Genomic DNA, 14,082 nt, shown 5'->3' on the forward strand with positions numbered 1-14,082 from the left:
GCTTTGCTGATGACAATCTTACTTTCGGATGCCAGTTTTACGAAAGTGCAAAACTATGTACTTTTCCTGCTTTTCTTTGCGATCAGTTTATGGGTCACTGAAGCCATTCCACCGTTTTCTGTCAGTATCTTAATTGTTGGCTTTTTAGTTTTTGTGATGGGTAAAAGTGAGGCTTATGATGCCATTCAGTACCTACAAACATGGTCTGATAGTGTGATTTGGCTATTTTTAGGGGGATTTTTCCTCGCTGAAGCCATGAAAAAAACCAAACTCGACCTTTTATTATTAAAAGCTGTCTTACCAAAATTTGGCAACAACCCGGTGTATGTACTTTGGGGATTGATGTTAGTCACAGCTATCATGTCCATGCTGATGAGTAACACCGCTACGACCGCCATGATGATCGCGACGATCAGTCCGCTCTTTACTCGTTTAAATGAAAGTTCAAACCTCTCCAAAGCACTCCTCCTTGGTATTCCAGCCGCCGCCTCTGTCGGTGGTATGGGGACAATTATTGGGTCAGCACCCAATGCGATTGCAGTCGGTGCACTGGAGAAATTAGGTCACCCAATTTCCTTCTTAGAATGGATGATGGTAGGTACCCCGTTAGCTTTAATCTTATTGTTCATTTTCTGGCGTGTTTTAGTGAAAAAATATGAGATTAATAAGACTGAAAGTTTAGATTTTAGTTTTTTACAAGAAACGCCTGCGATTCACTCCAACCGTGTCGAATTCTTACACAAAATCATTGTATTAGTGATTTTAGCTGTCACACTTTTCTGCTGGCTGATGTCTAAATGGATTGGCATCCCTGTGGCGGCGGCCTCTGGTATTCCAATCGTGGGATTAACCATTACTGGTGTGCTCAGTGAAAAAGATATTCGCCAATTACCTTGGGATACCTTAATGCTCGTTGCCGGAGGTTTAGCACTTGGTTTAGCCATTGAAGAACAGCGTATTGCCGCACACTTTGTCGAGCAAATTAGTCACATTCAGGTGAGTTTTATCATGTTACTCAGCCTATTTGGTTTCATTACAGTGATTCTGTCTAACTTCATGAGTAACACGGCAGCCACAACGATCTTGATCCCAATGGGCGTTTCTTTACTGGCAATGGTTGGAGGTAACGATATTCACCCAATGATTTTACCGTTAGTGATTGGATTAAGCGCATCCTGCGCGTTATTCTTACCAGTATCAACACCACCAAATGCGATTGCATTCAGTACGGGTTTAATTAAACAGTCTGAGTTCCGTTTAGGTGGGGTGATTATTGGTTTCCTAGGACCAATTCTCAGTATGTTGTGGATTTTAGCTATTTCTCCTCTACTCTAACAAAATTTAACGGTATCCACTTAAAACTCACCGCACAAGAAAAGTTAATGTGCGGTGAGTCCTTTCATTCAAAGGTATTAACATGCTTTTTTCGCAGCAAGATGGAACTTTATCCAGAATACCGAGTCCAAGTTCTGCCAACAGGAAAGCTCCATAATCATTGGCGCCAGTTGGATTTTTATGCTATAACTAGTTTGAGATGTTATCTTCATTTTTTAAGAAGGAAAGCAATGAACAAAGACACACAAACCATGATGTTGGTTCCACAAGGCAGTATCGAAGCTTATATTCGTGCGGCAAATGAATATCCTATGCTTACCGCTGAGGAAGAAAAGGAATTGGCGGAGCGTTTGTATTATCAAGAAGATTTGGAAGCAGCGAAAAAACTGATCCTTTCTCATCTTCGCTTTGTTATTCATGTCGCACGTGGCTATTCAGGCTATGGTCTTCCACAAGCCGATTTGATCCAAGAAGGCAATATTGGCTTAATGAAGGCGGTGAAACGTTTTAACCCAGAAGTAGGGGTACGTTTAGTGTCCTTTGCGGTGCATTGGATCAAAGCAGAAATTCATGAATACGTTCTGCGCAACTGGCGTATTGTGAAAGTAGCAACGACCAAAGCACAACGTAAATTATTCTTTAATCTACGCAAAACAAAACAACGTTTAGGCTGGTTTAACGAAAACGAAGTAGAAATGGTTGCTAATGAACTTGGTGTTTCGCCAGCAGATGTGATGGAAATGGAGTCCCGTATGACGGGTGCCGATGTGGCATTTGATTTGCCAACAGATGACAACGAAGAAACCTATTCACCATCTCTATATTTAGAAGACAAAGGTTCCAACTTCGCGGCGGAACTTGAAAATGAAAATTATGAAGCCCAAGCCACAGAACAATTAAGTGTGGCGCTTGAGGGACTGGATGAACGTAGTCTTGATATTATTAAAGCGCGTTGGTTAGATGAAAACAAAGCTACTTTGCAAGATTTAGCCGCCAAATACAATATTTCTGCTGAGCGTGTACGCCAATTAGAAACGAATGCACTGAAAAAACTCAAAAGTGCGGTCAATTTCTAATCCTGTTTTATCAAGTAAAAGCCAAAGTGATCGACTTTGGCTTTTTTGTTTTCATACAAATAGATTATAAAATATCAGCAAGAATGGTATAGTAATCCCTCTCTAATCTCGGCTTATTGGAGCAATTTATGCCTATCAATACATTTTGCAAAATCAGTTTATTCATCTGTGCGTTATTCTGTTCAACAGTAACCCTCGCTAATCCCAATGTTTATGTAGAAGGTCCCTCTATTGAAAATGTGATGCGTGCAAGCTCGTATGTTTCCTATACTTATCGCACAGAAGCAAAACGGCATCAATGGGTGGGAAATGATGACCTATTTTTTATTCGCTTATCGAGTATTGATACGTTTGGCGACCAACGCTCCGCCTTAATTGCAAGCCTCGCCCCACATAGCTACAGTATTGAACGCGTTAGCACAAACTGTAAAACTAAAGACACCATTATCAACACCCGAACCCGTTATGATGTTAACGGCAAAGTATTAGAATCCAATAAAGAAGAAGAGAAAATCGGACGACCTATTCCAGATAGTTATCTGGCTGAGGCCGTGATTGTGATGTGTGATGCCCTTGCCATTATCCCTGCTAATCCCAATGTAGATGGTGAAAAAATCACCGCCTCGGCGCCTTTTATGAATGTCATCAATGAGCATGTCCGCGCCAAAGGCGTGACTCGCCGTGCGATAACAGTAGAGCAAATTGAAGCACATTTCAAAACTACATTAAATCAACGAAAATAAACAAAAAAGGACGTGCCAATCCACGTCCTTTCCTGTTCCCACGTTTACTTACTCCAGTAGTCCTTCGAGTTCCTCTTGTAACGCGAGCCAATCCATTTCAAGCGTTTCTAAGTGTTTTTTATTGCTCACTTGCTCATTTAAAAGTGCGGTCAATTTTTCTTTATTTTCCGCTAAATACAAATCCGATTCGACCAGTTGCGCTTCGATTTGCCCTAAGTGGCTCGATACGGTTTCCATTTTTTGTTCAAGTTGCTGCAATTTTTTGCGTAACGGGGCAGTTTGTTGTCGCAATTCTGCCTCACGGCGTTTTTGTTCTTTGCGATTCGCACTGCTATTGGCATTATCAACCAGCGCATTGGTATCCGCTTTTTCTTCCGTATTGCGATTAACATCAGTTAACCATTTCTGGTAATCCTCTAAATCGCCACTGAAAGGCTCAACCTTTTTATCATGTACCAGATAAAATTCTTCCACTGTATTACGTAATAAATGGCGATCATGCGATACCACGACCAACGACCCTTGATAATCTACTAAGGCTTCCGTCAGCGCTTGGCGCATATCTAAATCTAAGTGGTTAGTCGGCTCATCGAGTAACAATAAGTTTGGACGCTGCCACACAATCAAGGCTAACACTAAACGGGCTTTCTCCCCACCAGAAAAGGACTTCACCGCCTCATTCACCTTATCGCCTTTGAACGCAAAACCGCCCAAATAATCCCGTAACTGCTGTTCTGTATGTTGCGGTGCTAGCTTTTGTAAATGCCAAAGTGGGCTTTCATCGAGACGTAACGTTTCTAATTGATGTTGAGCAAAATAGCCAAGCTGGACACCTTTCGCCAACTGAACCTGACCCGAAAGCGGCGTTAATTCACCTGCCAATAATTTAATCAGTGTCGATTTCCCCGCGCCATTTTTCCCTAATAGTCCAATCCGAGATCCTGGTACCAAGTTCAATTTGATTTTTTCTAAAATTTCGACCGCACTTTGTCCCTCTGCGCTCGGATAGCCTGCGCTTACTTGCTGCATAGTTAACAACGGATTCGGTAAAGACAAGGGTTCACGAAAGGTAAAATGAAACGGATTATCCACATAAGCTGGGGCGATTAATTCCATCCGTTCCAAGGCTTTCACCCGACTTTGCGCCTGTTTAGCTTTGGAAGCTTTTGCCTTGAAACGATCAATATATTTTTGTAAATGTGCGACTTTTTGTTGCTGTTGACGATAAAGTGCATTCTGCTGTGCCAGTTTCGTGGCGCGTTGAACTTCAAAGGAAGAATAATCACCGGTATATTCATTCAACTTCTGATGTTCAATATGGATAATTTTATTGACGATAGGATCCAGAAAATCACGATCGTGTGAAATTAACACTAAGGTGCCTTTGTATTGTACCAGCCAACGCTCTAACCACATGACCGTATCTAAATCTAAGTGGTTAGTCGGCTCATCCAATAATAATAAATCAGAAGGACAGAGTAATGCTTGTGCTAAATTTAAGCGCATACGCCAACCACCTGAAAAGGCTTTGACTGGCTGCTGTAATTCGCTTTGACTAAAGCCCAAACCGTGCAATAGTGCGGCAGCGCGTGCTTGAATTGTCCATGCATCAATCGCATCTAATTGCGCATGCAGATGAGCAATTTTATGTCCATCGCCTTGTTCATTGGCTAATACTAACTCACGTTGTAAGCGGCAATATTCCCGATCACCTTCAATCACATAATCGATTGCCGAGGTCATTAAGGCAGGCGTTTCTTGATTGACCCAAGATAACGTCCAATTGGCAGGAAAACTGACGTCACCGCCTTCTGCGTTAATCTCTTTTTTTAATAACGCCAATAAAGATGACTTGCCACACCCATTTTTTCCGACTAAGCCCACTTTTTGTCCGGGGTTAATTGCAACCGATGTATTTTCGAGCAACACGGATTGCCCGCGCTTTAATGTTAAATTTGTAAAAAAAAGCATGCGTTCTCGTATGTCTTGTTCAACTTTTATTATAGAATGAGCTATTCTCTACTTTTTTATCGGAGTTGCCAATGTTTGATTCGTTAATCGTGCAATTTGTTGTATTGTGGGCAGTAATCGACCCAATTGGATCCGTACCGGTTTATTTGACCAAAACCGTAGGGCTATCGCTAGAAGATAGACGTAAAATTGCCTTAAAAGCGGTAGTGATCGCAACGGGGATCTTAATGTTCTTTTTGATTCTAGGTCAGGGGCTATTAGAAGCGATGCAAATTCCGCTCACAGCGTTCCAAATTGCCGGGGGCTTAGTGTTACTGTTATTCGCCTTAACCATGATTTTTGGTGAAGGTAAGCCAGAACATGAAATGCGTATGACATCCAGTTTAAGTGAGCTGGCGGTTTATCCTCTTGCGGTGCCGTCCATTGCTTCACCGGGTGCGATGATGGCAATCGTATTATTGACCGATAATCATCGGTTCAGTTTTTTCGATCAAGTTATCACCACTGTGATTATGCTTTCCATTTTATTTATCACTTACCTGCTTTTCTTGATGGCAAACCGTATTCAACGTTTAATTGGTAACACTGGCGCTGCCGTAATAAGCCGGGTCATGGGGTTAATCCTTGCCGCCGTAGCGATCAATAATATGTTAGTGGGAATTCGTGACTTTTTTACGCAAGTGGTGTAATCACAAAAACGGCGAACATACGGTGAATTCATACCGATTTCCCCCTGCATTCCAACAACAAAAAGGCGATAGATAATCGCCTTTTTGTTTATGTACTCGCGTTACTGCAATGAAGGTCGACGGAAATTCAGCCATATCATGACCGCCACCACTGCGATACCAATCAAATCTGTCATTAGTTCTGGAATAATTAACATAAAGGAACCAATAGCTAATATTACGCGTTGCCAAATTGGCATTGCCTGTTTGAAATATCCTTCTGTGGCAGCTGATAAACCTAATACACCAATTGTCGAAGAAATCAACACACTGATAATGTCAACGATATGAGGGAGTGGGAACGTTTTTGCTGTCACCGCGACATTGCTCACATCAATCATCAGCATATTCGGGTTATACACAAACATAAACGGCACAATAAAACCCGCCACTGCCAAACGTAGCGATTGCCAGCCTGTTTTCATCGGATCGCCCTGTGCAATCCCCGCCCCCGCAAACGCAGCTAAGGCGACCGGAGGCGTAATATTGGCGAAAATACCAAAATAAAACACAAACATATGTGCCACTAACACAGGGACATTAAACGTGGCAAGTGCGGGTGCTGCCATAGTCGCCGTGATGATATACGCAGGAATAGACGGCAAGCCCATGCCTAAAATCATAGACGCAATCATGGTTAAAAATAAGGTGAATAATAACGAGCCTGCCCCCAAAGTTACAATAGACGAGGTAATTACTGTGCCAAAACTGGTTAAATTCACCACACCAATCACAATCCCGACGACCGCACAAGCCGCCATGACCGACAGTGATTGTTTCGCCCCATCTTCCAACGCAGCAATAATTTCCTTTATTCCCATACGTGTTTCTTTACGCAATTGGCTAATTAATACCGTAATCCCAATGGTATAAACCGCCGCATAACCAATCGGCACTGATTCAATCAAAAACCACACCAATGCAACAATCGGCAATAACATATGCCCACGCGCTTTCATGATCGCTTTAAACTGTGGTAATTGATCTTTTGACAATCCTTTCAAGTTTTGTTTACCCGCACGGAAATGCACTTGCGCAATCACTCCGAGATAATACAACACCGCAGGAAAAAGTGCGGCAAGTGCAATCGTGCCGTAACTCACGCCCGTTGTTTCCGCCATAATAAACGCACTCGCACCCATAATCGGTGGCAGAATTTGTCCACCTACCGAAGCACTTGCTTCTACTGCCCCGGCAAAATTGCGGTGATAGCCGATTTTTTTCATTAAAGGGATCGTAAACGCGCCCGTGCTGACCACATTTGCCACTGCCGCCCCATTAATACTGCCCATAAAGCCACTTGAAATCACCGCCACTTTCGCCGGTCCCCCTTGTTTATCGCCGGCAATGGCTAACGCGATGTCATTAAATAACTGTCCCATCCCCGATTTAGCGAGAAAGGCACCAAACAAAATAAACAAGAAAATGAACGTCACCGAGGCGCCGATTGCTGAGGAATATAACCCTTCGGTTTTGAGATAAAGTTGACCAAAAATATCCCCCACATCATAAGGGCGGGTCAGTAAACGGTCAGGAATAAAATCCATTGAACTCACAAAAGGATACGCGAGGAAAAGCAAAGCAAAAAGTACGAGAATCAGTCCGGTTATACGACGAGTGACTTCTAACACCGCCAATACCGTCAGAATAGCCACCATAATATCTGCCGTATTTGGAATCCCACCGCGAATCGTCATAATGTCGTTATACTGATGGACTAAATACCCCATGCCAAGGCTAGCAATCCCGACCCATAGCCAGTCATACCAAGCGACACCACCCTGCCGATGTTTTTGTGTCGCAGGATAAATTAAAAAAATCAAAATTGCCCCAACGCCAACATGAATCGCACGTTGTAATAAAGTCGGTAGAGGATAAAACGTAATGTAGAGATGAAATAAGGAATAGCACACGGCAATGACCGTAATGAGCCCTTTTTGCAAAGGATTGGTCTGTCGGGTCACCGATTCGCGATCATATTTTTCTAAGATCGCTTGTTCTCGGCTACCGAGATTAGTGGTATCTGTTTGGATTTTATCCGTCATTACATGCACTCCCTAACAAAAAAAGAATCAAAGGCGATTGTGTTGGTTTAATATTGACAGTGGAATAATCGGGTAAGGTTTGATAAATCGGGAAATGCCAATTCGCGCTATTAATGGTGCCTTCCATACGACGAGAAACCACCCAATCTAATTCCGCGAATGTAACCTGTTGTTCATAACCAATATAACCCGGCGGAACATTAACGAGAGAGGTTCCCTGAGAAGGCGTGCCAGCACCAAAGGTTTGTAACCACGTTTGGTACAAAAATAGCCTTTTGCCGTCATGCCGATAATGCTCCTGCCACAATTGGTGCTCTACAGAATGTCGCCATTGCAAACTAAATTCCGGTGCACGCAAATAGCAATGGGTCTGCGCTGTCGTCACCACCAAATAATTAACTGGCAATAACCCAGCAAGCAGTGTGAAAGCTGCTAATCCCCACATCAGCTTGCTGCATTTGCTCAACATAGGTTGATCTTATTTTTTACTCACTTCGTCATAATATTTTTGCGCACCAGGATGTAATGGTGCCACCAAGCCTTGCTGCGCCCCCTCTAAACTCACGGCCTTCGCAGCCTGATGTGCCGTTTGTAATTGCGCTAAACTGTCAAAGAAGGTTTTCGTCAATAAATACACATCCGCCTCACTCATATCTTTACGCACTACTAAGGCATTTTTAATTGCCGCGGTTGGAATCGGCTCTTCGTTACCATAAGTATTCGCAGGAATTTCCATCGCGTTAAAATACGGCTTAGACTCGGCGAGTTTTTGTACACCTTCTACTGGAATCGCCACCAATTGCAAATCAAAACTTTGTTGTAATTCAAGTAATGAGGAGTTTGGCAACCCACTGGTTAAGAATGCTGCGTCAATCGCTCCCGCTTTTAACGCATCCGCGGCTTCGGCATACCCTAAATAATCCACATTGATATCAGAATAAGTAATGCCAAAGCCCGCTAATAAATTGCGCGCATTCACTTCCACCCCTGAGTTTTGTGCGCCTGTGGCGACACGTTTTCCTTTTAAATCGGTAATGGTTTTAATGCCAGAACGTTTAGACGTGACAATTTGTACGTAATTAGGATATAACGCCGCCATTTGAGTGACATTTTCTAATTTCGCTGGAAAGCTCCCTGTCCCATTAAGTGCATCGTTTAAGGCATCACTCATCACAAATGCCATTTCCACTTTTTTCTGTGCCATTAAATTCAAGTTTTCCACTGAGGCACCTGTGGTTTGCGTTTTTGAATTGGTTTTTAAAGATTTGCTGTAAATATCTGATAACGTGGTCGCAATAATATTGTACGGTCCTGACGCACCACCTGTTGCAATTGTCACAAACTTACTTTGTACACTCACAGGGGTCTCTGTCGCGGTGGTTGGATTATTACTTGAAGCAGTCGAAACCGTTGCGGTCTTCTTGTCATCACAAGCAGAAAGTGAAAGCGCAAATAATGCTGTTGCTGCAATGCTGAGCGTAAATTTCATTTTTTTCATACGTGGCTCCTGTGTTGTTGGGAGAGGCAAGCGAAATGATGTCGTTGCAATTCATGATTTTCCATGTGCAAACGTTTGCTTTTTATCATGCTCCTGCTTTCTTGTAAAGAAATTGTTAAAGAACACATACCTCTTGCACTTAACAAAAAAATCCAAAAAAACACCGCACTTTTTGGCTTGTCCTAACGTCCTTTGTTCAGTTGACCAATCAAGGCACGGCTTTCTAAAATCAGGTCATTGGCATGTTCTTTCTGTTGCAAGATACCCATAAATAACAAGTCTGTTATTGCATGCTGTGCTGTTCGTGAAGCAATGGACGAACTACGAAACGTGGACTCATCGGCAACCGAATAGAGTAAATAATCCGCTAATTCATGCAATGGATTGGTCGTTAACGCCGTCAACGCGATTATTTTAATCTGGCGAGCTTTGGCATTCTCTGCCGCCAATAAAATTTCGCGGTGGCGTCCAGAAAACGAAATCAAAAAAAGAATATCTTGTGGCGTTAAACTCTGGCTCATTGCTAAAGAAGCATGAGTATCCGTTTCGGTCACAACGGGCAAACCAATTTTCGTTAATTTATAAAAGAAATCTTTAGCTACTAACGCAGAATTCCCAATGCCCATCAACTGAATACGTTTCGCCTGCATGAGCTGCTCAACTACACGCGCAACATAAGGAATCGCGTTCAAACTTAAACTTTCTTTCAATGCCTGTTGTTTTTCTACAAACAGTTTTTCTGCAATTTCACTTAAATCGTCTTTATCGGTAATACTGTCGTGTAAATGGACACGCGGTTCTGACTGTGTCTCTTGACGAATCAATGCCTCACTAATCGCCAGTTTGAAATCACTAAATTTATCCGCGCCTAACTTCTGGCTAAACTTAATGATCGCAGATTGGCTCACGGCAATTTGATTTGCTAACGCTTTTGATGAAGAAGATTTTACTTCGTGTGGGTGTTTTAAAATAAAGTCTGCAATTCGCTGTTCATTCGGGGAAAGCGAAGGATAAGTATGTTTCAGCTTAATTAAAAATCCCATAGGGCAGCTCCCGTATAAGAATAAAAAGTGAGCAAGCTCACAGAATGAATAAATAATCTCCATTATTGAGGTATTTTGGAATAAAATAATCCAAAGTAAAGTCATTGGAGGAATTTTTTATGCCAAATGCCATACATGCGCTCGTCACCGAAAGTCGGAATCCATTTAGTACACATATCGACCAGCTTTCAACTTTAGACATGTTAGCAGTTATTAATCAGGAAGACCAAAAAGTTCCTTTTGCTATCGAAAAAGTTTTACCAGAAATCGCCCAAGCGGTCGATGCCATTGCTGAAACCTTCATGAAAAATGGGCGGTTAATCTATTTAGGCGCGGGCACATCAGGACGCTTAGGCATTTTAGATGCAAGTGAATGCCCACCAACGTTTGGAACCCCCCATGAACAAGTTGTGGGACTCATCGCAGGTGGACAACAAGCCATTTTAAAAGCGGTTGAAAATGCCGAAGATGACCGTAGCGCCGGTGAGCAAGATCTACGTAACTTAGCGCTGAATGAAAAAGATGTGGTTGTTGGTATTGCCGCCAGTGGTCGCACCCCCTATGTCCTCGCTGGCATCGAATATGCAAATCACGTTGGCTGTGTCACTGTAGGCATTAGCTGTAATCCGGATTCCGCTTTAGGCGCGCTTGCTAACATTGCGATCACGCCTATTGTTGGTCCTGAAGTGATTACGGGTTCTTCACGAATGAAAGCAGGTACCGCACAAAAATTGATTCTCAATATGCTCACGACAGGGGCGATGATTAAAACAGGCAAAGTTTTTGGTAATTTAATGGTCGATGTAGTGGCAACCAACGAGAAATTAGTCGAGCGCCAAAAAAACATTGTCATGGAAGTGACGCAATGTGATCGCCAACAAGCGGAACAAGCCTTATTACAATCAAACGGACAATGTAAAGTGGCGATTGTCATGCTATTGCTGAATATGTCGGCAGAAGAAGCAAAAAACTGCTTGGCGCAAGCCAATGGTTTTATTCACCAAGCATTAACTTTGGTTAAATAAAGGAGAACGTTATGGCAACAATTGATAATGCGATGATCCACTCGCTCATCCAGCACCTAGGTGGAAAAAGCAACATCCAAAGTGTCACTAATTGTATGACACGTTTGCGTGTCACCTTGCACGATTCGTCCGTTGTTGATAAAGACGAGTTAAAAAAAATCCAAGGTGTGCTAGGTGTTGTCGAAGCGGATGAGCAACTCCAACTGATTCTTGGTCCAGGTAAAGCAACAAAAGCCGCGGAAATGATGAAAGCCAGCTTAGGAGATAACATGAGTTCGCCTTCTCTCCAAGAGATTGCACGCACCCAAAAACAACAAATTAAGTCTGCTCAAACGAGTAGTATCCATCAATTCTTTGCGAAGTTTGCTACTATTTTTACCCCGCTCATTCCGGGTTTTATTGGCGCAGGCTTACTCCTAGGCTTAGCAACCGTATTGCAACAAGCCTTTGTGGCTGGGGTAGAAAATCCAAATGCGTTTTTAGTGGATTTGATTGCGTACATGAAAGTGTTCAGTAAAGGCCTATTTAGCTTTTTAAGTATTCTGATTGGTTATAATGCAGCAAAAGCCTTTGGGGGTTCGGGTGTCAACGGCGCAATCCTTGCCTCTTTATTTATCTTGGGCTATAACCCAGAAGCGACCAAAGGGATTTATTCTGGATTAAGCAATTTCTTTGGCTTAACTATTGACCCACGCGGTAACATCATCGGGGTTTTAATCGCAGCAATTGTTGGGGCAAAAGTCGAACGTTGGGTCAGAAAATTCATTCCTGATAGCTTAGATATGGCATTAACTTCCACGGTTACGCTATTAATTATGGGCTGTTTTACCTTCTTATTTATCATGCCAATTGGGGTGTATCTCTTTAATGGAATGTCTTGGTTATTCTCTAACTTAAATGGCAATCCATTGGGTACCGCAGTTCTAGCAGGCTTATTCCTTATCTCCGTTATGCTCGGTATTCACCAAGGTTTTGTCCCGGTCTATTTTGCCTTAGTGGAAACACAAGGCTTTAACGCGCTCTTCCCAGTGCTTGCTATGGCAGGCGCAGGACAAGTGGGTGCCGCGTTAGCGCTTTACTTCAAAGCAAACAAAGGTGCCGTCTTGCGTGATCAAATTAAAGGGGCAATTATTCCGGGCTTTTTAGGTATCGGCGAACCGCTGATTTACGGGGTAACCTTACCGCGAGTAAAACCGTTTATTACAGCCTGTATCGGTGGTGCTGCGGGCGGCTTTACTATTGGGTTAATCGCCTACTTAGGTTTCCCAATGGGGTTAAATACAGTCTTTGGTCCATCTGGATTACTTGCGATCCCATTAATGACTTCGCCGAATGGTGTATTGCCGGCTATCGCTACCTATTTATTAGGTACCGTTGTCGCTTACGCAACAGGCTTTATCACAACCTATTTCTTTGCGACGAAAGATGTCGATTTAAGCTAAACATTTTTGCTAAGCCGTACTTTTTCTCATAGGAACATTATGGATATCTAAATTTGGGTGGCGCAGTCCACCCTTTTTTTATCGCTTTACTTTCCTTTCAGAATAAGAAAGAAAAAAGTGCGGTGGAAATTTTGCAAAAAACCACCGCACTTTTGGTTCAAGAGGGAAACAAATAACGATAATTAAAGAATATTATCAAACTGCTCCATCACCCATTTTGGCCACACACTGGATTGGACTTCACCAATGTGTTTTTTCTGTAATAGCAACATCACTAAGCGTGAGCGCCCAATCCCACCACCGATAGATAACGGTAAACGACCATTGACTAAATCTTGGTGCCAATCAAATTTTAAACGGTCTTCATTGTTGGTTAAAGCAAGCTGTTTACGTAATGCGGTTTCATCCACACGGATCCCCATGGAAGATAATTCAAAAGCACGTTCTAAAATTGGGTTCCAAACCAAAATATCCCCGTTTAATCCTTTGTATTCACCTTCTGATGGCGTTGTCCAGTCATCATAATCAGGTGCACGTACATCATGTGGTTTCCCATCAGATAATTTGCCACCAATCCCGATTAAGAACACCGCGCCATATTCTTTACAAATCGCATTTTCACGCTCTTTATCATTCATGTTCGGAAAACGTTGTACTAATTCTTCACTGTGTACAAACTGAATATCCTTTGGCAAAAAGGTGGCTAAACCGAATTTTTTACTTACCGCTTCTTCCGTTTCTAAAATCGCGGCATAAATAGCACGGACAGTTTCTTTCAAATAAGCAAGGTTACGTTGCTCTGCTGAAATCACTTTTTCCCAGTCCCATTGATCTACATACACAGAATGGGTTTGATCTAAAGAATCTTCATCTGGACGAAGTGCCGTCATATGCACAAATAACCCTTCACCTTGTGCAAAATTAAAGCGCGCAAGTGTATGACGTTTCCATTTGGCTAAAGAGTGAACAACCTCAAAGGTGGCATCTGTGATCTGTTTCACATTTACTTGCACCGCTTTCTCTGCACCTGAAAGATTATCTTGAATACCATTACCAACTTGGCTTAGGATAGGACCTTGAACTTCAACAATACCCAAATGTTCTGCTAATTTTTCTGTGAACGTGTTCTTCGCAAAACTAATTTCTTGTTGTTGTAAAATAAATGATTTCTTCATT

At 42.5% G+C, this 14,082-nt stretch carries 12 protein-coding genes; 6 read left to right on the plus strand and 6 right to left on the minus strand.

What is annotated here, in order from left to right; translation table 11 throughout:
- The first annotated feature begins 9 nt into the window (after nucleotides 1-9).
- The 3 genes from KPF51_RS09335 to KPF51_RS09345 all read left to right on the plus strand — a co-directional run bounded on the left by KPF51_RS09335 (nucleotide 10) and on the right by KPF51_RS09345 (nucleotide 3,154).
- A complete protein-coding gene (locus KPF51_RS09335) occupies nucleotides 10-1,335 on the plus strand; it encodes a DASS family sodium-coupled anion symporter (RefSeq protein ID WP_005718359.1) in 1,326 nt (441 codons plus the stop codon).
- Between the two features lie 230 nt (nucleotides 1,336-1,565).
- Complete coding sequence (gene rpoH / locus KPF51_RS09340; protein ID WP_005724428.1) at nucleotides 1,566-2,411, plus strand: RNA polymerase sigma factor RpoH; 846 nt, start codon at nucleotides 1,566-1,568, stop codon at nucleotides 2,409-2,411.
- A 128-nt stretch (nucleotides 2,412-2,539) separates the two neighbouring features.
- The gene (locus KPF51_RS09345) at nucleotides 2,540-3,154 is read left to right on the plus strand and encodes a hypothetical protein (RefSeq protein WP_005752133.1); all 615 of its coding nucleotides are present in this window, start codon (nucleotides 2,540-2,542) and stop codon (nucleotides 3,152-3,154) included.
- 48 nt (nucleotides 3,155-3,202) lie between these two features.
- Here the strand turns inward: KPF51_RS09345 and KPF51_RS09350 are convergent, their stop codons facing one another.
- Complete coding sequence (locus KPF51_RS09350) at nucleotides 3,203-5,125, minus strand: ABC transporter ATP-binding protein (protein ID WP_061406343.1); 1,923 nt, start codon at nucleotides 5,123-5,125, stop codon at nucleotides 3,203-3,205.
- A gap of 71 nt (nucleotides 5,126-5,196) precedes the next feature.
- Between KPF51_RS09350 and KPF51_RS09355 the strand changes: the two genes are divergently transcribed.
- Nucleotides 5,197-5,814, plus strand: coding sequence for a MarC family protein (locus KPF51_RS09355; protein WP_005718347.1), 618 nt, complete (start codon nucleotides 5,197-5,199; stop codon nucleotides 5,812-5,814).
- Between the two features lie 101 nt (nucleotides 5,815-5,915).
- On the opposite strand, the gene KPF51_RS09360 is transcribed toward KPF51_RS09355, so the two are convergent.
- The 4 genes from KPF51_RS09360 to KPF51_RS09375 form a co-directional block, all read right to left on the minus strand.
- Nucleotides 5,916-7,898: a TRAP transporter permease gene (locus KPF51_RS09360; protein ID WP_061406342.1), complete on the minus strand. Its 1,983-nt coding sequence runs from the start codon at nucleotides 7,896-7,898 to the stop codon at nucleotides 5,916-5,918.
- Nucleotides 7,888-8,367: a DUF1850 domain-containing protein gene (locus KPF51_RS09365; RefSeq protein WP_061406341.1), complete on the minus strand. Its 480-nt coding sequence runs from the start codon at nucleotides 8,365-8,367 to the stop codon at nucleotides 7,888-7,890. Before KPF51_RS09365 ends, KPF51_RS09360 begins: the two co-directional genes overlap by 11 nt.
- A gap of 9 nt (nucleotides 8,368-8,376) precedes the next feature.
- Nucleotides 8,377-9,396, minus strand: coding sequence for a TAXI family TRAP transporter solute-binding subunit (locus tag KPF51_RS09370; protein WP_061406340.1), 1,020 nt, complete (start codon nucleotides 9,394-9,396; stop codon nucleotides 8,377-8,379).
- A gap of 182 nt (nucleotides 9,397-9,578) precedes the next feature.
- The gene (locus KPF51_RS09375) at nucleotides 9,579-10,439 is read right to left on the minus strand and encodes a MurR/RpiR family transcriptional regulator (protein ID WP_005724422.1); all 861 of its coding nucleotides are present in this window, start codon (nucleotides 10,437-10,439) and stop codon (nucleotides 9,579-9,581) included.
- A 119-nt stretch (nucleotides 10,440-10,558) separates the two neighbouring features.
- Here KPF51_RS09375 and murQ point away from each other — a divergent pair, with 119 nt between their 5' ends.
- Entirely contained in the window at nucleotides 10,559-11,464 is a 906-nt protein-coding gene (gene murQ / locus KPF51_RS09380; protein ID WP_005724421.1) for an N-acetylmuramic acid 6-phosphate etherase, read from the plus strand.
- Nucleotides 11,465-11,475: 11 nt separating this feature from the next.
- Nucleotides 11,476-12,906, plus strand: coding sequence for a PTS N-acetylmuramic acid transporter subunit IIBC (murP, locus tag KPF51_RS09385; protein WP_005724420.1), 1,431 nt, complete (start codon nucleotides 11,476-11,478; stop codon nucleotides 12,904-12,906).
- Nucleotides 12,907-13,088: 182 nt separating this feature from the next.
- Here murP and asnA read toward each other — a convergent pair whose 3' ends face one another.
- Nucleotides 13,089-14,081, minus strand: coding sequence for an aspartate--ammonia ligase (asnA, locus tag KPF51_RS09390; RefSeq protein WP_005724417.1), 993 nt, complete (start codon nucleotides 14,079-14,081; stop codon nucleotides 13,089-13,091).
- Between the last annotated feature and the right edge of the window lies 1 nt (nucleotide 14,082).

It is taken from the genome of Pasteurella sp. XG20 (genome assembly GCF_018968665.1).
GTDB lineage: Bacteria > Pseudomonadota > Gammaproteobacteria > Enterobacterales > Pasteurellaceae > Pasteurella > Pasteurella multocida.

What these genes read in the sequence shown, in the direction of transcription:
- KPF51_RS09335 (WP_005718359.1), top strand. Translation starts at nt 10, where the DNA reads ATGACAATCTTACTTTCGGATGCCAGTTTTACGAAAGTGCAAAACTAT.
- rpoH (WP_005724428.1), top strand. Translation starts at nt 1,566, where the DNA reads ATGAACAAAGACACACAAACCATGATGTTGGTTCCACAAGGCAGTATC.
- KPF51_RS09345 (WP_005752133.1), top strand. Translation starts at nt 2,540, where the DNA reads ATGCCTATCAATACATTTTGCAAAATCAGTTTATTCATCTGTGCGTTA.
- KPF51_RS09350 (WP_061406343.1), bottom strand. Translation starts at nt 5,125, where the DNA reads ATGCTTTTTTTTACAAATTTAACATTAAAGCGCGGGCAATCCGTGTTG.
- KPF51_RS09355 (WP_005718347.1), top strand. Translation starts at nt 5,197, where the DNA reads ATGTTTGATTCGTTAATCGTGCAATTTGTTGTATTGTGGGCAGTAATC.
- KPF51_RS09360 (WP_061406342.1), bottom strand. Translation starts at nt 7,898, where the DNA reads ATGACGGATAAAATCCAAACAGATACCACTAATCTCGGTAGCCGAGAA.
- KPF51_RS09365 (WP_061406341.1), bottom strand. Translation starts at nt 8,367, where the DNA reads ATGTTGAGCAAATGCAGCAAGCTGATGTGGGGATTAGCAGCTTTCACA.
- KPF51_RS09370 (WP_061406340.1), bottom strand. Translation starts at nt 9,396, where the DNA reads ATGAAAAAAATGAAATTTACGCTCAGCATTGCAGCAACAGCATTATTT.
- KPF51_RS09375 (WP_005724422.1), bottom strand. Translation starts at nt 10,439, where the DNA reads ATGGGATTTTTAATTAAGCTGAAACATACTTATCCTTCGCTTTCCCCG.
- murQ (WP_005724421.1), top strand. Translation starts at nt 10,559, where the DNA reads ATGCCAAATGCCATACATGCGCTCGTCACCGAAAGTCGGAATCCATTT.
- murP (WP_005724420.1), top strand. Translation starts at nt 11,476, where the DNA reads ATGGCAACAATTGATAATGCGATGATCCACTCGCTCATCCAGCACCTA.
- asnA (WP_005724417.1), bottom strand. Translation starts at nt 14,081, where the DNA reads ATGAAGAAATCATTTATTTTACAACAACAAGAAATTAGTTTTGCGAAG.